Below are 20,495 nucleotides of genomic sequence, written 5' to 3'. Positions count from 1 at the left end.
CAGATTAGTAATTTGACAAAAATAGTCAAGAATTTGAAAAGGCGCTTCAGATGCCCCAGGTTTCGCTTCGTGTTTCGCTGCTGGCCAGCGTGGTTCTTGTTAGTCCGCTCGTCGCGGAAGAGGATATCACGGAGCTTGCACCGATCCTCGTCGAAGCCTCTGACGGCGTCGCGACCGAGGGCACCGGGTCCTATTCTACGGAACGGGCGACCGTTGGGGGGCGGCAGCCCGTGGACATCAGGGATATCCCTCAGTCGATCACGGTTGTGACCGACGAACGACTGGAAGACGCGAATGCAAATAGCCTCGAAGAAGCGGCCTTCGTGTTGCCGAACCTCACCACAGCACTGGGGGATGTCTACACCGGGTCGCTTTACTCGCGTGGGCATGAGGTTTTCACATATAACATCGACGGCGCCCCGCGACCGTTTCTAAGCATTTATGGCACGGCACCGGATCTGGTGTTCTTTGACAGGGTTGAGCTGCTGTCTGGCCCCTCGGGGGTCTATCAGGGGACGGGCGAGCCGGTCGGAACGCTCAACCTGGTGCGCAAGCGCCCGACATCGACGCCGCAGGGCCGCGCATCGGTCGCTATCGGCTCCTTTGATGCTCTCCGGGGCGAGTTCGACTATTCAGCCCCGCTCAACGCGGAGGCCACTGTGCGCGGGCGCATCATTGGATATGCGGACACCAAGAATTCCTATGTCGATTTTGTCGAAAGCGACCGCGAGGGGTTGTCCGGCGCGCTGGATGTCGATTTGACGGATCAAACCCTCTTGTCCTTCGGTTTTATCGCAGAAACTCAGGACGCATTGCGGTTTTCCGGTCTTCCCACATTCACAGATGGCACTTTGCTGGACGTGCCGCGTGAGACCTTTATCGGTGCGGATTGGAACCGGTTCGAAAGTGACAGCATCGAAGGCTTCACAGAGCTGGAACATCGCTTCGACAATGGCAGCGTTCTGAAAGCCAGCGCGCGGCGCTACAGCCGGGACGTGGTGATCCGTAGCGTCCTGCCAAACAGCGCCGTCGATCCGCTCAGCGGGGATTTCGATCTGCTGACCTTTGCGCGGGATTTCGAGGAGGACACGGATTTTGTCGATGTGAACTGGTCGTCGCCGATCTCCGCCTTCGGCACCACGGGCGAGGTCACCCTTGGCGCAGACTACCGCAGTACCGATCAGGCGATGCGACAGAATTTTGACTTCTCTGCCGGGACGCAGAACATCAACACCTTCGATCCAACCGCCATTGCCGAACCGGTCATCACGTTTCCTGGCATCGGGCCGGGCTTTCGCCTGAACACCCTCACGGAAACTCAAGAATACGGGATCTACGCGCAGGGGCGCATTGACCTTGGGGCGCGCACAAAACTCTCCGTTGGCACGCGCTATGTGCTTTATGACAGCAGCGTGCGGGATACCGGCAGGGATCTGATACGCTCAGACATCGAAGAACAGCGGTTCGTATCCAACATTGGCCTCGCCTATGCCCTGAATGACCGGTTGACGGCCTATGGTGGGTACTCGGACATTTTTCAGCCGCAGATCGAGCAGCGGGCCGATGGATCGCAGCTTGATCCGGTTGAAGGCCGGCAATTTGAGGTTGGCCTGAAAGGCAGCTTCAATGGCGGGAGCCTGACCACACAGACAGCGGTTTTCTACATTGAGGACAGAAATCGCGCTGTTGAGGATCCGGCCAACCCCGGCGCATTTCTGGACAGCGGTGATGCGACAACCAAGGGCTTCGAAGCGCTTTTGCAGGGCTTCGTTGGGCAAAACTGGATGGTTTCGGGCGGCTATACCTACGTGGATACAGATCGTGACGACGATCCGACCTCTCCGCACACCCTGTCTCTTTGGGGGCGCTACACGGTGCCCGAGGGGCGGCTTCAGGGAGCAGATCTTGGCATAGGTCTGCGCTATGCCAGCAGTTTCTCTCTGGGCACGATCAAAGCACCCAGCTACGTGGTTATCGATGCTATGGCCCGCTACCCGATTACCGAGACCCTCTCAGCGCAGCTCTCTGTCGAAAACCTGCTCGATGGGACGTATTACACTCGGGTCAACCAGACGACGCGGGGCAACTTCTACGGCACGCCGCGTCGCCTCACGCTTGGTATAACGATGCGATTTTGAGGCGACGTGACCCTCTTTACATCATCCAGCCTATCGCCAGAGGAGCATCCAAATGCCGACTGCCCGGAGTACCTTCGAAACCAAAAAAGCGCCCCGTTATCTTCAGCAGCTTTGCAAGCACTTTGCGCATAAGGTGGACGTTCGTTACGGGTCCGACACCGGGCAAGTGGATTTCCCGCTGGCGCAGGCGGATCTGACGGCGCATTCGGATCGCCTGGAATTCGAGGTGCGCGCCGAGAGCCGCGACGGATTGGAGCGAACCAAGCGGATTCTGGAAGACCACATTACCCGCTTTGCATTTCGCGAAAACCCGAAAACGCTGGAATGGTCGGATTGAGTTTCCCGGAAGCCTGTGTCACGGTGCGCCCGCCAGTTACATGCAATTGCATCTCGCCAGCGCCTCTTCCAATAGTTACCTCCCCAGCCCGCAACGAGGATGCCTGATGCTTGCCCGACTGACTGCCCTTATTCTGTTGATCCTGAGCACCGGGACAAGCGCCGCTGATACTCTTGAGCTAGAGACGGCGCAGGGTGTCGTTTCCGTCCCTGCTGCACCGGATAGGGTGGCCGTTTTTGACGTCGCCGTGGCGGACACCCTCGATGCGCTTGGCGTGTCCGTTGCCGGTACGATGGGATCGCTTTACGTCGACTATCTGCAGGATATGACCGCGCAGGCCGAAAATCTCGGATCGTTTTTCGAGCCGGATTTCGAAGCCGTGCACGCCCTGGCTCCTGATCTGATCATTGTGGGCAGCCGCAGTTCCGATCAGCTTAATGCGATGGCCCGCATCGCGCCCAGCATCGACATGACCGTTGGGGATGACCTGTGGTCTGACGCCATCACCCGGCTGCGCAGCTATGGACAGCTGTTCAACGTGGCAGAGAAGGCAGCAGCGCTTGAGCAGGCTTTGAACAAGCGGCTGGCGCAGGCGCGTGAAGTGGTCCAGGGGCGTGGTGACGCTCTGGTGATCATGACCAATGGTCCGAAGATCAGCGCCTATGGCGCCGGGGGACGTTTTGGCTGGCTGCACAAGGATGTGGGCCTCTCGGAGGCTGCACCCGAGACCGGCGCATCCACACATGGCGAAGCGATCTCTTTTGAGTTCATAAAGGCGGTCGACCCCGACTGGCTGATCGTCGTGGACCGCCTCGCGGCCATTGGCCAGCCGGGTGAAAGTGCCGCGGCGACCCTCGACAATGCGATCATGCATCAGACCAGGGCCTGGTCCTCCGGTCAGGTGATCTATCTCAATGCCGCCGATATCTACATCGCGGGCGGGGGGATACAGTCGATGATGCGGACGCTGGACGATCTGATTGCCGGATTTCAGGGCCGCTGACCGGAGATGCGGATCGGCGTGAGCCTGCTAACTCTGACAATAATGGCGCTGGCGTCGCTGTTTGTCGGCGTCATTGACCTGACCCAGGCAGAGGATGCCGAGATCTGGCCCTTGATCCGCGACAGCCGTTTCCCGCGCACGGTTGCCACGCTGCTGACGGGCGCGTCGCTGGCGATTGCCGGGCAGATCATGCAGACCATCGCTCGCAACCGCTTTGTCGAACCCATGACCGCGGGGACCGGGCAGGGGGCGGCTCTGGGTATCCTGCTGGCGGTTGTTCTGGTGCCCGGGGCGCCGTTGAGTTTGCAGATGCTGCTGGCGTCCGGGACGGCACTTTGCAGCTCTCTGGGCTTTTTCGCGCTTACCCGACGGCTCCCGCCAACCCAGCCGCTGCTGGTGCCGCTGGTGGGGCTGATCTATGGCGGCGTTATCGGCGCCGCGGTGACCTATCTGGCCTATCAGGTCGATATGCTGCAAGTCATTGAAATCTGGATGAATGGTGAGTTTTCGGGAACGCTGCGTGGCCGTTATGAGCTGCTGTGGCTCGCCGGGCTGGCGGCTTTGCTGAGCTATCTCGTCGCCGATCAGTTTTCCATCCTGGGGTTGGGCGAGCAGGTCAGCCTGAACCTTGGCCTTAACTACCGACAGATCGTTCTGCTGGGCCTGATCATGATCTCCGTCGTGAGTGGACTGACCGTCGTCACCGTTGGCATGATCCCCTTTGTGGGTCTGGTGGTGCCGAACCTGATCAGCCGTGTCGCGGGCGACAATCTGCGCCGCGCCCTGCCGCTGACAGCCATCGCCGGGGCGGGATTGGTGTTGGCGGCGGATTTGCTGGGCCGTCTGGTAATCCATCCCTTCGAGATGCCCGCCGGCACGGTGATCGGTATCGTGGGGGCTGCGATGTTCCTGTGGCTGCTTTACGGGAGCAGACGTCTTGCGGGATAGAATCGCGATCCTGGGGCTGGTTCTGCTCGCCGCCTGTGCGGCCTATCTCAGCATCGGTGCGCGGGGCGACTGGGGGTTCGTGCTCGCCTTTCGGGGCCAGAAACTTGCGGGGCTTTTGCTGGTGGCGCTGGCGATGTCCTGGGCCACGCTAGTCTTCCAGACCATTACCGCCAATCGCATCCTGACCCCGTCGATCATGGGGTTCGATGCGCTCTACCTGTTGTTGCTCAGCGCGCTGGTCTGGGGGTTGGGCGCACAGACCTATCGCGCCATGCCCGCACAGGGGCTCATGGCCGCCAATGTATTCCTGCTGTGCGGGGCTGCACTGGCGCTTTTTGGGGCTTTGCTGCGGTCAGGCCGGGACGATCTGATGCGGTTGATCCTGACCGGTGTCGTGCTGTCGGTGCTCTTCCGGTCAGTGACGGCTTATCTGCAACGGGTGATCGATCCCAACGAATACGCGGTGATCCAGGCCGCGTCATTTGCAAGGTTCTCTGCAATTGAAGTGGATGTGCTGGGGCTTTCTGTCGTGCTCACGCTACTCGCCTGCGGCGCGCTCTGGCACATACGGCACCGTCTGGATGTGCTGGCTCTGGGGCCGCTTCTTTCCACATCGCTGGGAGAGGCACCGGCGCGCGGCCAATGGCATGTTCTGATCCTTGTCTCTGTGCTTGTTTCAGTATCCACGGCGCTGGTCGGGCCGGTGACCTTCTTTGGTCTGTTGGTGACCAGCCTGACCTATCAGGTGATGAACGCGCCGCGCCATGCCCTGCTCTTGCCCACGGCGGCACTCATCGGGGGGATCATACTGGTGGGTGGTCAGACCGTGATGGAGCGCCTTCTCGGCCTGGCGACACCCTTGAGCGTCGTGGTGGAGTTTCTGGGCGGGCTTGTGTTTCTGGCGCTGCTCTTGAGGAGACAGAGATGATCGATATCGAAGGGGTTTCTTATCGGATCGGGGGGCAAGACATCCTGCGCGACGTGTCTCTGCAGATGGGGCCGGGCGGTGTCATCGCTCTGGTAGGGCCGAACGGCGCCGGCAAATCGACCCTCCTGTCGCTGATCGCACGGTTGAATGCGTTGCAATCCGGGCGCATTACGGTGAACGGCTTGCCGGTCGGGCAGGTTGCCGATGACAGGCTGGCGCGGGAATTGGCCATATTGCCGCAGGATCTGACGGTAACTATTCGCCTGACCGTGCGTGATCTGGTCGGTTTTGGGCGCTACCCTTATCACAAGGGCAGACCAAGTGAGGCCGACGATGCCCTCGTCACACAGGCACTCGGGAATTTTGATCTGCAAGATCTGGCGGACCGGGTGCTGGAAACCCTTTCGGGCGGGCAACGCCAACGCGCCTTTGTCGCCATGGCCTATGCGCAGGACACCGCATACCTGCTGCTGGATGAGCCGCTTAACAATCTCGACATCGCAGCCTCACGCGCCTTGATGGCACGGCTGCGGGCGCTTGCGATTGAGAAGGGGCGCACGGTGGTGATTGTTTTGCACGACATCAATTACGCCGCAGCCTACGCGGATCGGATCATCGCATTGAAAGGGGGCATGGTGATTGCGGACGGCGCACCAAAGCAGATCGTGACCGAAGGACTGCTGCGGGACGTCTTTGAGACGGACGCAAAGGTCTTTCGGGTAGATGATCGGTCGGTCGTTCTGGTCTGAAACTGCGATGTGTATTGTCGTGACCGGGCGAGCCAGTTCCGGCAAGCCGCGATCTGGCTTTTGGGCTCATCGGGCCGCTTCACTGTCCCCTTTGGGCCGTCTCAGAAGGAATTCGACCCATTATGGCTTTCACAGCGCCAACGATGGTTGAAATTGCATAATCCTTAACATGCACTTGCATGTCAAGATATTAACCCTTAGAAACCCAGCCAATCTCGCCTCGCCACGTCCCGGATCGGGCCAGCCCGGCCTTTCTAAATCAAGATCTGGGGACACTTATGACTGTCGCAATTCATTCTGTGCGTGCATGCCTTTTGTGCGGCTCTGCATGCGTTCTGCTCTATGCAACGCAGGCTTTTGGACAAGCCTCAAATGAGACATCCGACGATGGCACAATCTCATTGGATCCGATCGTTGTCCGAAAGGCAGATCCAAAGGGTGATGCGGCGGACCGCGCGTCATCCGTTTATGTCGCTGACGCGGAGCTGGAACGGGCACGTAGCGGCGATCTGAAAGACGTTTTCGCCGGTATCGCGAGTGTATCGGTCGGTGGTGCGATCCCGCTTGCGCAGAAGATTTTCGTCAATGGGATCGACATGCTGAACCTGACGATTTCGCTGGACGGGGTGTTGCAGAACAATCGCGCGTTTCACCATGTCAGTGCCAACGTCTTCGACCCCGGGCTGCTGAAATTCGTTCGGGTCGACCCGGGCATTGCTGCGGCGGATACTGGTCCCAATGCGGTTGCAGGTGCTGTCGTGATGGAGACGGTTGATGCAGCGGATATCATCCGCGATGGTGAGACCTTTGGGGGCAACGTGCGGCTGTCCTATGGCGACAACGGCGATACCTGGGGCCGCTCGGTCACCCTGTCGACACGCGCGCAGGGTTTCGAGGTGCTGCTATACGGGCGTTCCGTAACCGGGAACGACTACTCCGATGGCGATGGCAATGTCATGACCGGTACGGGCGCCGATCTGCAGTCGGGTTTGCTCAAACTGGCCTATGAAACGGATACCGGGCACCGGTTTGAACTGTCCGGCCAGCAGTTGCAGGATTCGTCCCTGAGGAATTTTCGCGCCAACTTTGGCCCCGGAACCCGCCCCCTGGTGCGCTATGATACCGAACGATCCACCTATGCTTTCAACTATGCGTTCTTGCAGGGGGGTGCGATCTGGAATCCGGAGGTGGTGGTCGGCTTTTCGGAAAGCCTGATCAATGCTCCCCTGTTCGAAGAGAGCGAAGGGACGACCAACACGCTGTCGGCCAAGATCCAGAACACCTTCCGCTTGTCAGAGACAGATACAATTGTCGCCGGCATCGACTATTACGACCGTCAGGGCAGTTACCAAAGTGATGTGACGTCCCAGATTGATGAAACGACGCAAAACATCGGCCTGTTTGCCCAGGCGCGATTTGAGCCAACAGACCGGTGGAAGATTTCGACCGGTCTGCGTTTCGATCATCAGGATTTCGAAGGGGTCAACGGCTTCAGCGACTCGTACTCCGGGGCCAGCGGGAATTTCTCCGCGACCTATGCGCTGACCGAGAGCCTCAGCCTGCGGGCAGGATATTCAAATGTCTTCGGCGGGCTTCAGATCGAAGATAATTATATCTACGACATCAACCTGATCCCGGGTCGGGAATGGGACTATGCGGGGCTTGAGCCCTCACGATCACAGAATTGGAATCTCGGTTTTGATTGGACGAACGGCGGTCTGAAGGTGGGAGGCGAAGCCTTCCTGACAGAGATCGAAGACGTTCGGAACGGCGGAGATACCTTTGACTTCAAATCCGAAGGTTTCAATCTCTATGCGACCTATGGCTGGGCTGACGGATTTGCCCGGCTGACATTTTCTGATAGCGAAACCTCCCGCGATGGGGATGAGGTGTCGAGCTTCTATCAGCTCGATTTCGGCGCACCGCTGGGGCAGGTTCTGGCGCTTGAAGTGCAACAGCAGTTGCCAAGGTGGAATATGCTGGTGGGCGGCAGCATTGATATGGCGCTCGACTACGATCCAAATCCGAGCAGTGCGTTGGAGGTGGATCCTTTGCGCACGCTTGAGGGCTATACGGTCCTCAATCTATTTGCAGAATACACGCCCCCAAGGTTTCGCGGTGTCACGCTCCGTGGCGAAGTGCAAAACGTGTTCGACGAAACCTATGCAGATCGCGCGACCTATGGTGGCGATTACGCAGGATTTGCCGCGCTTAACGAGCCAGGGCGCACATTCGTGATCGAGGCTGTGGCACGGTTTTAAGGCAACAGTTTAATCAACAGCCGCGAGAGGGTATAGGCTTCATCCGCCGTCAGGTGCGGCCCGATCTCAGCCTGCATCGCGTCCCAATAGATAGGCCAGATCCGCTCATGCAGCCCCAAGCCCCGTTCGGTCAGAAACAACAGCTGTTTGCGCCTGCCATCGGCGATATAGGTCCGGCGCAGCAGCCCGTCCTTTTCCAGCCGCGCCACGTGGCGCGACAGCGCATATTGCGGTACAAAGAGTTTGTCCTCCAGCGCAGCCATCGGTTGACCATCCGTTCCGGCCCGCTCCACCTCCAGCAGGATCTCGTACCAGATCGGATCGTTGATGCCGCTGGCTTTCAAAGCCTTTGCAATGCGCGGATGAAACTTGCGGTGGGCGCGCATCAGGTTGAACCAGACCCGGTTGAACGAGATGTTTTCGTTGTCATCGCCAAAATAGCGCGCGGCCTCGGAAAGATGCTTGCTGGGGTTCACTATGGGCTCTGCCTCGCGCGACGACACATCAGGGTGTCTTCACAGGTGACTATCTCAAAACCAGTGGTCCGAAAAGTCTCTTGCGCGCAAACTGTTACTTCATACCCCGCCCATTCAGGAGTGCTTTCAAGTGATGCCCATGCGCTCCGAAGCTGAGTTTCGTTCGTCACATTCCCGGGCGTATTTTGACCGTCTGACCCGGCACTTTTCGCATAAGATCCCCGTTGCAGTTGATGGCGACCGGGCAGAGTTGCGTTTTTCTTGCGGGTTGGCAGAGATACATGTCGATGGCAGCAGTTTATTGTTTCTGGTTCGTTCAGAAAGTGCCTCTGATCGAAAAGAGACTTGTGCCGTTCTCAGTGATCACATGCGGCGTTTTGCGTGGCGCGAGGACAAATCCGATTTGGTGTGGACAGATCTCGATGGGATCGCTGGGTGAACGTTTTAAACCTCTAATCTAGTGAGGGCTCATGCCTACTTGGGCATTCGGCTTCGCCAACTTCTTGGTGAGAGACCAAACTGACGTCGGAACAATTTGGCGAATTGCGCAGGGTTACAGTAACCGACCTTTTGCGCGATCGATAAGACGCTCGCGTTTTCTTCCTCCGCCAGCAGGTGGGCTGCATGCTCCAGCTTTCCATGGATTGCAAACTGATGTGGCGACTGACCCGTCGCAGCCTTGAACCGGCGGGAAAAATGGTGACGGCTTATTCCGGCAGTGGCTGCCATCTCTTCAACTGTTACATGACGATCCAAATTCTTGGCGAGCAATTGTTTCACCCTGTTCAAACTGGCCCCGCTGAGCGGAAACGCCTCACCTGATTTCGCAACAGGTTCGAACGGTTGATCCAGCAATTGATGGGTCACCATGTGGGCGGCATGAAAAAGCGTCGCATCAGAGATGTCTCCCGCTTGGGTATGGCCGACGCTCATCAAGGTGCTTTCAACAAGCGGATCACGAAAGACCTTTGAAAAGGTCTCTCTCTTCAGTTTTTGGGGCCAGTCATCGCCAAAACTCTCTGACACACTTTCAATCGCGATCCCCAGTGTGATCACGGAGATTTCCGGCCATTCGCCAGCGCCTTTCGAATTCGGCGGCACAAGACCAATATCTCCGGGTGCGATCTCCGCCTCGATCAACTGAAGCGACGTGCTCTGACGCATTGGGCCGCCCCCCGAGACACACATTGTCACGAAAAGTGCCGGAAGACTTCTGATGTGTCCGACGTGTGCGGGATAGCTTGCCCGGTACAATAGAACGCTTTGATCTTCGGTCACGTAGAGGTTGTGAACCTCAGCCTGCGTCGCCTCAAGACGTGCGCGTGCGATATCAATCGTCAGCAAACCCATATTTGGTATATACCTGACTAAAACTATCAAAAAAAGCACAAATCCATCATTTCAAAGCACAAACGGGTTAGACCCGGCGTGCCGCACAATGAGAGGTAAGACAAAATCGCTTTGTGGGAGCCCAGCTATGAAAATCCGACGCGACGGCGCGTATGTTGCTGTCATTGCCAGTTCGCTAAGCTTGGTGGCTGGCAGCGCCTTCGGGCAAGACATACCTTTTGATCTGGGCGTCGTTGTTCTCAGAGGTGACAAGGTTGAGAGAGACGTTGAAGATGCGCCGCCCAGTACGACGGTCATACTTGGCGATGTTGCCGCAAAACCATCAAATCGCGACATTGATGATGTCATCGGGGATGAGGCGAATGTGCTTGCCTCGGAAGGATTCATCCCACCCGCCATTCGAGGTGTGGGTGGTTTGGGCGGCGACCGCCCTGCAATCACCGCAGGTGCCCGGCCCCGTGTACCGGTTTTGGTCGACGATGTACCCCTTCCGTCAGGCGAAGCGTCAAACATAACGCAGACAAGCGGTTGGGATATCGATTCCGTCGAAGTGGCACGCGGGCCGCAGGCGGCAAGCACAGGTCGGAACACGCTTGGCGGCGCAATACGGGTCTACACCAAAGACCCGGTCTTTGAACGCGAGGGCGCCTTGCGCTTTCTCTATACCGATCAGCAGGAGGCTGAAACGGCATTCATGCTCAATACGCCGCTGGTGGAAGATCAACTCGCGTTTCGGTTGGTCGGCGAATTCGGATCAGGCGACAGCTATATTCAAAACGGGCCGAACCCGCTGCCTGCCGGATTTGATCCCAACGATGAAAGTAGCGAACGGTTGCGGGCCAAGCTGCTCTTCGAACCCGCTGCTGCGCCGCGTTTGAAGCTGCTGTTTTCGGCGGAGCGCAGCAAGGCGGAAGGACCTACAGAAGGGTTCTTCAATGGCGACATAGAGGACCTGAGCGTCAGCGGGGTGTTCGCGCTTGCCTCGTCTTATGAAGAGGTTGACCAGACCGTCTATTCGTCCCGCCTGACATATGATCTGAGCGATAGGGCAACATTTGTGGCCCGTATATCAAGTTCTGACAATGAACTGCGATTTTTGAACACCGGCGAAACGCCTTTTGGCTTTTCTTTCGGAGAAACCGGGTTCGACAAAGAACTCGCAGAAGCCGAGGCTTATCTGCAGTTTAGCGATGTTGGGATTGTAACGAGTGGTGTACTGGGCATCATCCGATCCGTGGAAGACGAAAAAGGCTTCAATGACGGATTACTCGCGTTCTCTGTGGATGGTCGTATCGAAAACACCGGTCTTTTCGGCGAAGTGGAATTGGATGCCAGCGCAGTTGCGCAAGGTCTTTCCGTCATTCTGGGTGGACGCTACGAAAAGGATAAAAGAACGCGCACCAGCTTGGATGGCAGCGGCGCTTTGGTGGGAACGGCCACTTTTTCAGAAAACGTATTTCTGCCAAAGCTTGGCTTGCGCTACGAGGTCAACGAGCGCACGACCCTTGGATATACCTACTCCGAAGGGTTCCGCGGCGGTGGTCTTGACGTTGATCTGGGTGCGGCACTGAGCCCGGCTGCCTTTTCATCGGTTGCCTTCGCGCCGGAATACTTGAAACAGCACGAGGTTTATGCGCAAACGACGGCGCTTGACGGGGCCCTGGATCTGTCGGCAACAGCCTTCTTCTATCAATGGCAGGATGCGCAGGTGTCTGGCGCGGCAGCCTATCCGATCAGCGGCGACAGTGCGATCGGGAACATCCCGGAAGCGGAAGGCATGGGGCTTGAGCTGTCGGCTGTGTACCGGATGACGGATGAGTTTAGCGTGTCCGGCGGGCTTGGTCTGCTCGACGCAGAGATCACCCAAGTTTCGGCAACACAAACGGCGTTTCTGGGTCAGAAATTACCCCTGTCACCAGAAGCGACTGCGTCTCTTGGCGTCGCGTATCAGGGTCGAACCGGCTTCGACGCCTCCGCACAGCTGAGGTTTGTGGGCAGCCGCACATCCGCATTGAACCAATCAAAACTTGATTCATTCACAGTGGTCGATGTGTCAGCGGGCTATGAGACCGAGCTGGCCCACAACCAGATCTTCAGGGTCGACGTCTTCGTCGATAACCTCTTTGACGAGCGTTATCAGACATTCACAGAAGCGACGAGTTTTGGCGGGCTGAATATCGTTGGAAAGCCACGGACCGTAGGAGTGTCGGCGACGTGGCGTTTCTGAAAATCTCATCCTCTCAATCGAGCGGCGCGGCTGAACATATGAAACCGCAAATGACCAAAGGGACGTTATAGTGCGTTGGCGCGTCCTCTCTGTGATCGGGCTTCTGTATTCCGCCCAGTTCATTCCCTTTTTCTTTGCGGTCATGGCATTGCCAATCGTCTTGCGTCAGGAAGGCCATTCCGCGACCACCATTGGCCTGATTCAACTGGCGGCAATCCCTTACGTCTTTAAGTTCTTATGGGCACCCCTCATTGATCGCTACAAGCTCGGACGTGACCGCTACAAGTCCTGGATTGTGCTTCTGTCGGTTATCCATGTCCTTGGCATTGTCGCTTTGGCCTTCACGGATCCGGGGGGCAGCCTCGTTCCGCTATTTATCGCGCTGCTGATCGCGGCCCTTGCGGTCAGCACCCAGGACGTCGCGGTCGATGCCCTCGCGATTTCGCTCATGCGGCCCTCGGAACGCACCATGGGCAGCACGTTTCAAAACGCCGGTGCTTATATGGGCGCGGTTGTGGGTGGGTTTGGGTTCTTGTACATCTACGATCAGATCGGCTGGACCATCGCACTGCTGATCCAGGCCGTCCTCTTCGCGCTACCGCTATTTGCCTTGGTCTTTGTCAGGGAGCCTGCACGCCTGCGCGGCGCGCCGCCTGCGACTTTTCGCAATGCGCTGAAGTTCTTCAAACAAGAAAAGATGCTCCGCTGGCTGGCGATCCTCGGCACGATCCGCGTGCCGCTTCTTCTGACCATGTTGCCGATGCGATTGATGATGGTGGATCAGGGAATGAGCACCGAAGAAATCGCCGTTTGGTTTGGCCTTTTTGCCATGTGCGCAGGGGGTGGTGCGTCGGCCATTTTCGGGCCGCTGCTGCGCAATCTGCCCCGGATCAAAGCGATCTATCTGGTTGGCCTGATCAATATTCCGGTACTTTTGGGCGTGGCCTTCATCGCGGGCTCAATGCCCGAGAATATTCGCTACGCTATTATCCTCGCCTGGGTGGCCATTGCCATGACCGACATTGTGATGTTCCGCGGCGCGATGGACAAAATTCGACCCGAGATACCGGGCTTTGATTTTTCCGTTCAGGTGGCCATCTATATGCTGATCCCGGGGTTGATGGATCCTTTGGTCGGCTACGTCATCGACACACAAGGGTACCTGCCAGCGTTCCTTGTTGCGATCCCCTTGGCGCTGGTACCCCTCGTGATCCTTTACTTTGCCTTTGCACGGCTGCGCCATTCAGACCAGGGCCTGGATGGCGCGCGTGCAGTGTCCACCGGAACGATGGCGCTGGATCAGCCAAAGGCCTTGCTGGCGTTTTGCGCCGATGAGTTCACCGATCATGGGATCAGCTGCAGCTACCCTCAACCCAATCTGCTACGGATGGAGGAAATGGGGTGTCTTGTAGAGATAAAGGCCCTAGACGGTGCCGTTAACATTTTGATCGATACCCCCACCGACAACTTTCTGGTCTTCATCCGGGAAGAGATCATTGAGCAGTTGGAGAAGTTTGATCCCGACGCCTTGCCGAGCCTGAAGTGGGCGGGTGGCCTGACGGTGGGTGACATGCCGTCAAACTTCCGCATCTTGCGCGCTCGCAGGCGCCGCGAGATTCACCCTGGTCTGATACGTGTGACGCTGGAAGGCATTGGCGTCGAAGCCATGACAAAAGATGGCATCCACATCCGGCTCATGATGCCCGAAGATCGCAACCGTTCACCCGTTTGGCCGGTCATCAACGAAAACGGCAGCACGTCCTGGCCACAGGGCAAGGATAAACTGCACACCCGGTATGTGACGGTTCGGGACATCCGACCAGACGAAAGAGAGATCGGTGTCGATGTTGCGCAACACATGGGCGGTCTGATCTCGGATTGGGCCACATTGCAGGGTGACGAACAAGAGATTGGTGTGATGGGCCCCGCCGGGGACCCCGGGCTGACCCATACCCAAAATGTCATCCTTGCGGGTGATGCAACCGGGCTGCCCGCAATTGCGCGGCTGATTGAGAGTGTGGGTGGAGAGATCACCGGCCATGTCTTTGCGGCGGCACCCAGCCAGGCCGCGTTGGAGGCCTATTTGCCAAAGTCGAAAATGAAGGTGTGCGCGCTGGACCCGGATGGGTTTTCGGAGGAGGTGGCGGAACGTTTGGAAAATTGCACCGCTGAGCCGGTCAGTTACGGTTGGTTCGCTGGGGAGTTTGAGGCCGCCCAATCCGTTCGGAAGGTTTTCAAGCAGACCTTCGGCCTGGATAAACGCACTCAGTTGAGCGTCGCTTATTGGAGGGCAGGGGCTCCGGGTCATCAATCCCGTGCTTTGTGATCATTGCCGGTGAAGGATCAGGCTCACCTGATCTCAGGACCCCCGGCAAGCATTGTGACGGCGAAGCAAAAACGGTAGGCTAAGATCGCCAGCAAACTTTGCCGCTTAAGCGTTGCAAAGTGCCAGCATGCTTTCCGGAAACTACAGGATCATTCCGATGAAAACGCATGCGTCCACCTCCGAAACACTTGTGCCAACGGCAAAACCTCAGAACATGCTGGACATGTTCATGTCACACGCGCGCGACGATCACGACATGGAATTCTCCATCGCGCCCGATGGCACCCATTTTATCGAACAAGAGCTGTTCAGGATTGAGTTTGGCGTGCGCGACGACGGGTTACATGTCCGTCTTGCCGGGCCAAATGAAAATGCGCTGATCTTTTTCAAAGAAGAGATTGTGCATCACATTGCGGATATCGATTCAGACGCCGCCGCGCGGATCCGCTGGGATGAACAGGGCATGCGCGCCCGCGAAGGTGATCTGCTGCCGAATTTCCATGTGCTGACCGTGCAAGATAGCTTCGAACTCTTTGAAGGCATGCAGCGTGTGATTGTTCACAGCCCCGAGGTGGTTGCAGGGTACGAAGACGGGCTGCATCTGCGGTTGATCCTGCCATTGTACCCGAGCCGACCCCCGGTCTGGCCGAGGATGGGGGCAAACGGGACACCTGTTTGGCCGCAAGGTGCGGACAAGCTGCACGCACGGTTTGTCACGATCAGACAGGTTCGGGCAGAGAGCAATGAGGTCGATCTTGATATTGTGCGCCATGGTGACGGTTTGATTTCGCAGTTCGCACAAGTGGCTGAAGCCGGACAAGAGATCGGCGCGATGGGGCCTGCGGGAATGCGCGCCCTCCCGGATCATGATAGGTACTTTATTGCTGCTGACGGCACTGGCCTGCCAGGTGTGGCGCGGCTGCTGGAGACGCTGGCCCCCACGGCGCAAGGAGATGTGATCGTACCCTTGCCGGATGACATTGACTATCTGCCACCGACCTCTCTGCGCATACATCGGGTCCCGCCATCGGCTTTCGAAGCAGACGTGGTGCAAAAAGCCATGCAGCTGACAGCGCGGGGAGAAACCGAATATGCGTATTTCGCTGGAGAATTCGAAAATGCTCAGGCGCTACGCAAGCATTTCCGGCATGGCCTCGGATTTGACAAGACCACGCAGATCAGCGCGGCCTACTGGCGGCGTGGCAAACCTGGTTTTGGAAGCTGACCGATGTCCAAGGTGTCAGGATTCCCGCATGATCTTACGCCATCTCGCGTGGCAAGCCTGGATGAGGCGGTCGAGATAAAGTCCCTAAAGACGCGCGGGCCGGTGCTCGGCGTGGGACGTATGGAAAGCATTCGGTTATGGCCCGGCATGCAATTGATGCGCGCGAACATGCGCGGACAGGCGGCGTATGACGCCATGATCCGCGGAATCGCCGGGCTCGTGGTCGAAGTGCGACTGCATGGCGAAAGCCGTTCGCGCGAAATCGGGGGACCGCGCCGTGCGCGCCTGCAAAGTGGCAGTCTTGAGATCGCCGGGTGCCCGGTACCAGCGCAATGGCACGTACAGGCCCCCGCGCAAGAAGTCTTTGCCACTGTTGCGGTTGCTTACGATGGACCCTTCGTTGAAGGGCTAGGCGACGCGGCGCCAGAGTTAGCAGCCCGCTGTACAGCGCTTATGGAACGTGAAGGTTTGATAAATACACAAGCGTCTCAGCACAGTTTATGCATCGCGCAACGCTTGCTGGATACGGACATCCATCATGGTTCGGCAAAGTTGCAGTTGGCAGCAGGGGCCATGGATCTGCTCGCATCGGCGTTCGATGAATTGAAATGCCCGGCGCTGCAAGATGACCGAATGAGTTTTGTGCGGGATTATATCGCCCAAAACCCCGGTGCCGATGTCAAGATCGCGGATGTCGCGCGCGCAGCACGTATGTCACCCACCACGCTCAAGGCCCGGTTTCGCAGCGCTCATGGCCGCTCAATTGGTGCAGTCATGAAGGAGCGCCGACTGCGGCTGGCACAGGAGATGCTGGAAAACGGCTGTGGTGTGAAAGACGTGGCGCACAGGCTGCAATATAGCAGTTCGGATTCTCTCACGCGCGCATTGCGTCAGGCGAGTGAGTCCGAATTGTCGGATTAAATGTCTCTTTTGTTGGCCGATGATTGTATTCACTCAAAGCAATTAACCCTACTAAAACAATCGGGAATTGTTGGTGGGGAATACAATGAAATTTATACTTCAGATCGGTGCCGTTTTTTTGATCGGGTTTTCGGATCAAACCGTTGCGCAAGAAAGCGGGTCATTCGATCTGGGAACGATTGTTGTCGGCGAACGCAAGGACAGGCCGCTTTCGGAGACTTATGTCGGGGCCTCTGTCTTGGACGGGGAGGCGCTCGGCGAAGCGTCAGCCGGGGAACATATCAACGAAACACTGACGGCGACGCCCAACCTTTTTGTCGAAGGAAAGAGCGAGGTGCCATCGCTACGGGGTGTTCAGGGCGGTGGGCCGGGTGGCACTGTTTCGGCCAGCCTGACAGGCGCGGTCCCACGTCTTTCGTTTGTAATTGACGGGGTGACACGCCCCGCGGTTCTGCCGAACTCCAGCGGGTCATCTTTATGGGATGTCGAGCAGGTAGAGGTGTTGCGGGGTCCGCAGTCGCTTTTAAGAGGACGGTCCGCCTATGCCGGCGCCATCATTGTCAGCACCGCCGCGCCGACATTTGACCCTGAGGCCGCTTTCCAGTTTGGCGTCGAGCACGACGATTTTCATGGGCTCAACTATGTAACGAATGGAATGTTTTCAGGGCCGCTGTCGGACACTGTTGCGGGGCGATTGACGTTCGAATTTGCGGATGGCGCTGATCCTCGCCGGGCCACCGATGTCGATGACGACTGGATTGTGGAATATGACAATATCCGCCTGCGCGGCAAGCTTCTGGGCGAGTTCGAGACTGATGCAGGTGGATTGACGCTGAACCTGCTTGCCGAGCATCAGTCGGGGCAAACACCACAGACCCGAAACAACGTGATGACGCCGCTGCTGACCGGGCGTCCGCTCGAGGATCGGGTGCTGGTAAATGCCGCTGCCGGACCCCAGGGTATCCCGGCGCGGACCTTCGATACGGAAACCAATGTGCTATCCTTTGATGCAGCACTGGAGACCGGTCGCGGCACACTCCGCTGGATTACATCCTATGTGGATGACAGCTACGTCTCGATCCCAGAGCAGGTCTATCCGTTCCCGTTCGATGTGGACGAGCAAAGCATCACGCAGGAGCTGCTCTATGAATTCGGACCAACCGACCGTGTGCGCGCCGGAGAGTTTTCCGGACTTGTCGGGCTGGCCTATGAAGACCGGAAACAGGATACCCAGATCGGAGGATTATTTACATTTTCCAGTGATGTAGAGACCACGTCGAGTGCTGTCTTTGCAGATCTCCGCTATGGGATCAGCGACCAATTGACGATCTTTGGGGGTATGCGATTGCAGCGCTACGAAGACGAGCGTTTTCAGGTATCGACGTTTGGAGCAACCACGGGCACGCAGATTTATGACGAGGCGGAGACGGTCTATCTGCCTGCTATCGGTCTGGCCTACCATTTTGATGAAACCCAGGTGCTCAGCGGATCGGTGCGCACCGGCTTCAATCCCGCCGGGTCTTCGGTTAATATCTTTAACGGGACACCTTATACCTATGAAAGCGAAAGTGTTGTCACCGCAGAGCTGACATACCGGCAAGGGGCCCCAGACGGGCGTTACAATTTTGGCATCACGGCGTTCTATAATGACTTTGACGACCCGCAACTCTTTGCGGAGCAGATACCTGGACAACGCGCGACGCTTCAGGTCGTCAATCAAAAGGCGGGGCGGAGCTTCGGGCTGGAATTTGACGGCAAATTGCAAGCCACAGAACGGCTGCTGCTGAGCGGGGCTCTGGGCCTTCTCGACACGGAGATTACAGAAGCCCAGGACGGACGCCCGGACCTAAAAGGGAATTCATTTGGCCAGGATCCAAACCTTACGCTCTCCATTGGCGCTGACTACCGGATAAGCGATGTCTGGAGCGTTGACGCCCGCGCGACCTATCGTGGTGAGAGTTTCAATGATTTCAATAATATCACGGCGGAAAAGGTCGGCGACTACTGGATCACGGATGTTGGCCTGACCGCCCGGATGGGGAATATGGAACTGCGCGGCTACATCAAAAACCTGTTCGATGAGACCGGCGTAACCCGATTTATCGGCGGTGCACAGTTTGCCGATGTAACGGATCCGCGCACCGTCGGTATTACGCTGACAAGCCGATGGTAGGTAGGGCGACAAAAACCGAACGCGACGTTCTCTGGAGCGTCGCCCTTCTGACCTTCGCCGCCGGGTTTGTCGCACAGTTTTTTGCGCAGGGCGTGGTCCTTTTTCTGCGTGAGGCGGGCGTATCCTCTGCGGTGATCGGCCTGCTTTACATTGCAGCCATACCCTACACACTGCGCTTTGTCTGGGCGCCGATCATTGATCGCAACGACCTCGGCGGCGGGGGCCGTTTCGAAAGATGGATATATCTATGTTGTTTTGCGTTGTGTTTTGTCCTGAGCGTGCTGTGGTTTTTCGAACCAGCGCGCCACGCGGCACAGATTATCATCTGCGTCGGGCTGGGAATGTTCGTGCTTGGAACCCTTCAAACAGCGCTCGGAGGGGTGCTAGTGGAAGGGCTTGCGGAGCCATCCTATCCCAAAGGCGCATCGCTTCAGGCGGCCGTATCCGCTCTGGCCGGTATGGTCTTGGGCGGTGCGGTGCTTTTTTTGCTGGGCCCATTGGGATGGGCCCCCGTTGTGCTGGCGCTTCTCGTGGTCTGCGCGGCAATCGCAGGACTTGCGGTGCTTGTCCTCAACCTCGGTAATAGCGCCAAACAAACACCTGCCACACCTCCCAAACTCTGGGACCAGTTTTCGATTTTTAAAATAGCGCGTGCTCGCCACCTGTTGCTGGTGTCGCTTTGTGTCAGCGCCGCGTCAGTTCTCCCATATGCGACCAAATCCGTGCTGCTCATTGATGCGGGTTTTTCAGTGTCTCAAAGTGGCTTAATCGGAATCGTTGCCGGAAATGCCACTGGCTTTATCGGGGCATTGGCGTCACGCCCACTTGTGGAACGCTGGGGTGGCATGCGCGTGTTGGCAGCCTTGGCTGCTCTCAACGCCGTCGTTGTTTTGGTGATGATCTATATTCTGGCGTTCAATGTTGGTCCGCTTCCTATTGTTGCGCTCATTCTTTTTGCAAATTTCAGTGTGTTTGGCGCTTACACCGCCAGTCGCTCTATCCTGATGCCATTGTGTGGGGCAGGGCATCAGGCAACGCACCTAGCCAGTTTCGTAGGTATTGAGGCAATGTGCTTTTTGGTGATTGCTGGGCTGGCTATCTCTGGCTTGGATAAGATCGGGCTGGTGCCTCTGCTGCTGTGTGGTGCCGTGATTTCCTGCTTTGGCGCAGCGCTTGCATTTCGCGACATAATGCGTCGCGACGCTTCCAAAGCTGGGACCTGCATATCCAATGAGCCTTGTCAGTGAAGTGAATCAGACTGTGGCCATCGAAATTTGGGACCCAAGATCCGAAAGCGGGCTTATGGCATCCACCGAAGTTGCGCCGTTTTGCAATGGTACGCCGACGATGCGTATGTACGCGCAAATGGCCGTTGGTGTTGTCTATCTCATGCTGTTGATCACCACGCCCAGCTTATCGATTTTCGCATGACA

At 57.5% G+C, this 20,495-nt stretch carries 16 protein-coding genes and 1 pseudogene; 15 read left to right on the top strand and 2 right to left on the bottom strand.

Going from position 1 to position 20,495, the window contains the following annotated elements; genetic code table 11:
• Nucleotides 1–50 precede the first annotated feature (50 nt).
• The 7 genes from Q1A63_RS09070 to Q1A63_RS09040 all read left to right on the top strand — a co-directional run bounded on the left by Q1A63_RS09070 (nt 51) and on the right by Q1A63_RS09040 (nt 8,364).
• Nucleotides 51–2,138, top strand: coding sequence for a TonB-dependent siderophore receptor (locus tag Q1A63_RS09070; RefSeq protein ID WP_299631289.1), 2,088 nt, complete (start codon nt 51–53; stop codon nt 2,136–2,138).
• A 52-nt stretch (nt 2,139–2,190) separates the two neighbouring features.
• Nucleotides 2,191–2,475 carry a DUF2218 domain-containing protein gene (locus Q1A63_RS09065; protein WP_298971163.1) on the top strand — a complete coding sequence of 95 codons (285 nt, stop codon included), beginning with the start codon at nt 2,191–2,193 and terminating at the stop codon, nt 2,473–2,475.
• Nucleotides 2,476–2,581: 106 nt separating this feature from the next.
• A complete protein-coding gene (locus Q1A63_RS09060; RefSeq protein WP_298971165.1) occupies nt 2,582–3,478 on the top strand; it encodes a siderophore ABC transporter substrate-binding protein in 897 nt (298 codons plus the stop codon).
• Between the two features lie 6 nt (nt 3,479–3,484).
• Nucleotides 3,485–4,426, top strand: coding sequence for an iron chelate uptake ABC transporter family permease subunit (locus Q1A63_RS09055; RefSeq protein ID WP_298971167.1), 942 nt, complete (start codon nt 3,485–3,487; stop codon nt 4,424–4,426).
• A complete protein-coding gene (locus tag Q1A63_RS09050; RefSeq protein WP_298971169.1) occupies nt 4,416–5,354 on the top strand; it encodes an iron chelate uptake ABC transporter family permease subunit in 939 nt (312 codons plus the stop codon). Before Q1A63_RS09055 ends, Q1A63_RS09050 begins: the two co-directional genes overlap by 11 nt.
• Nucleotides 5,351–6,103: an ATP-binding cassette domain-containing protein gene (locus Q1A63_RS09045; protein ID WP_298971171.1), complete on the top strand. Its 753-nt coding sequence runs from the start codon at nt 5,351–5,353 to the stop codon at nt 6,101–6,103. Before Q1A63_RS09050 ends, Q1A63_RS09045 begins: the two co-directional genes overlap by 4 nt.
• Nucleotides 6,104–6,504: 401 nt before the next feature.
• The gene (locus Q1A63_RS09040; RefSeq protein WP_298971174.1) at nt 6,505–8,364 is read left to right on the top strand and encodes a TonB-dependent receptor; all 1,860 of its coding nucleotides are present in this window, start codon (nt 6,505–6,507) and stop codon (nt 8,362–8,364) included.
• Here Q1A63_RS09040 and Q1A63_RS09035 read toward each other — a convergent pair.
• Entirely contained in the window at nt 8,361–8,840 is a 480-nt protein-coding gene (locus Q1A63_RS09035; protein ID WP_298971177.1) for a MarR family winged helix-turn-helix transcriptional regulator, read from the bottom strand. The two genes, Q1A63_RS09040 and Q1A63_RS09035, sit on opposite strands and share 4 nt — an antisense overlap.
• A 133-nt stretch (nt 8,841–8,973) precedes the next feature.
• Here Q1A63_RS09035 and Q1A63_RS25615 point away from each other — a divergent pair, with 133 nt between their 5' ends.
• Entirely contained in the window at nt 8,974–9,279 is a 306-nt protein-coding gene (locus tag Q1A63_RS25615; protein WP_366524311.1) for a DUF2218 domain-containing protein, read from the top strand.
• A gap of 35 nt (nt 9,280–9,314) precedes the next feature.
• Here Q1A63_RS25615 and Q1A63_RS09030 read toward each other — a convergent pair whose 3' ends face one another.
• A complete protein-coding gene (locus tag Q1A63_RS09030; RefSeq protein WP_298971179.1) occupies nt 9,315–10,229 on the bottom strand; it encodes an AraC family transcriptional regulator in 915 nt (304 codons plus the stop codon).
• Between the two features lie 88 nt (nt 10,230–10,317).
• On the opposite strand from Q1A63_RS09030, the gene Q1A63_RS09025 reads away from it, so the two are divergent.
• The 7 genes and pseudogenes from Q1A63_RS09025 to Q1A63_RS08995 all read left to right on the top strand — a co-directional run.
• Complete coding sequence (locus Q1A63_RS09025; RefSeq protein WP_298971181.1) at nt 10,318–12,417, top strand: TonB-dependent receptor; 2,100 nt, start codon at nt 10,318–10,320, stop codon at nt 12,415–12,417.
• A 70-nt stretch (nt 12,418–12,487) separates the two neighbouring features.
• Nucleotides 12,488–14,743 (top strand): MFS transporter, encoded by a 2,256-nt coding sequence (locus Q1A63_RS09020; RefSeq protein WP_298971183.1) that lies wholly within the window; start codon nt 12,488–12,490, stop codon nt 14,741–14,743.
• A gap of 157 nt (nt 14,744–14,900) precedes the next feature.
• Nucleotides 14,901–15,968, top strand: a complete 1,068-nt coding sequence (locus Q1A63_RS09015) for a siderophore-interacting protein (RefSeq protein ID WP_298971185.1) — start codon at nt 14,901–14,903, stop codon at nt 15,966–15,968.
• Between the two features lie 3 nt (nt 15,969–15,971).
• Nucleotides 15,972–16,889, top strand: coding sequence for an AraC family transcriptional regulator (locus Q1A63_RS09010; protein WP_298971187.1), 918 nt, complete (start codon nt 15,972–15,974; stop codon nt 16,887–16,889).
• An 85-nt stretch (nt 16,890–16,974) separates the two neighbouring features.
• The gene (locus tag Q1A63_RS09005; RefSeq protein ID WP_298971188.1) at nt 16,975–19,062 is read left to right on the top strand and encodes a TonB-dependent receptor; all 2,088 of its coding nucleotides are present in this window, start codon (nt 16,975–16,977) and stop codon (nt 19,060–19,062) included.
• Complete coding sequence (locus Q1A63_RS09000) at nt 19,056–20,309, top strand: MFS transporter (protein ID WP_366524309.1); 1,254 nt, start codon at nt 19,056–19,058, stop codon at nt 20,307–20,309. The genes Q1A63_RS09005 and Q1A63_RS09000 overlap by 7 nt, the downstream gene beginning before the upstream one ends.
• Before the next feature lie 27 nt (nt 20,310–20,336).
• Nucleotides 20,337–20,486, top strand: a pseudogene (locus Q1A63_RS08995) (IS6 family transposase); the annotation flags it as partial.
• Nucleotides 20,487–20,495 lie beyond the last annotated feature (9 nt).

The sequence above is a fragment of the uncultured Roseobacter sp. genome, from assembly GCF_947499265.1.
Lineage (GTDB): Bacteria > Pseudomonadota > Alphaproteobacteria > Rhodobacterales > Rhodobacteraceae > Roseobacter.
The sequence above is the reverse complement of the archived record's forward strand: the minus strand, read 5'-3'. Positions and strand labels throughout refer to the sequence as shown.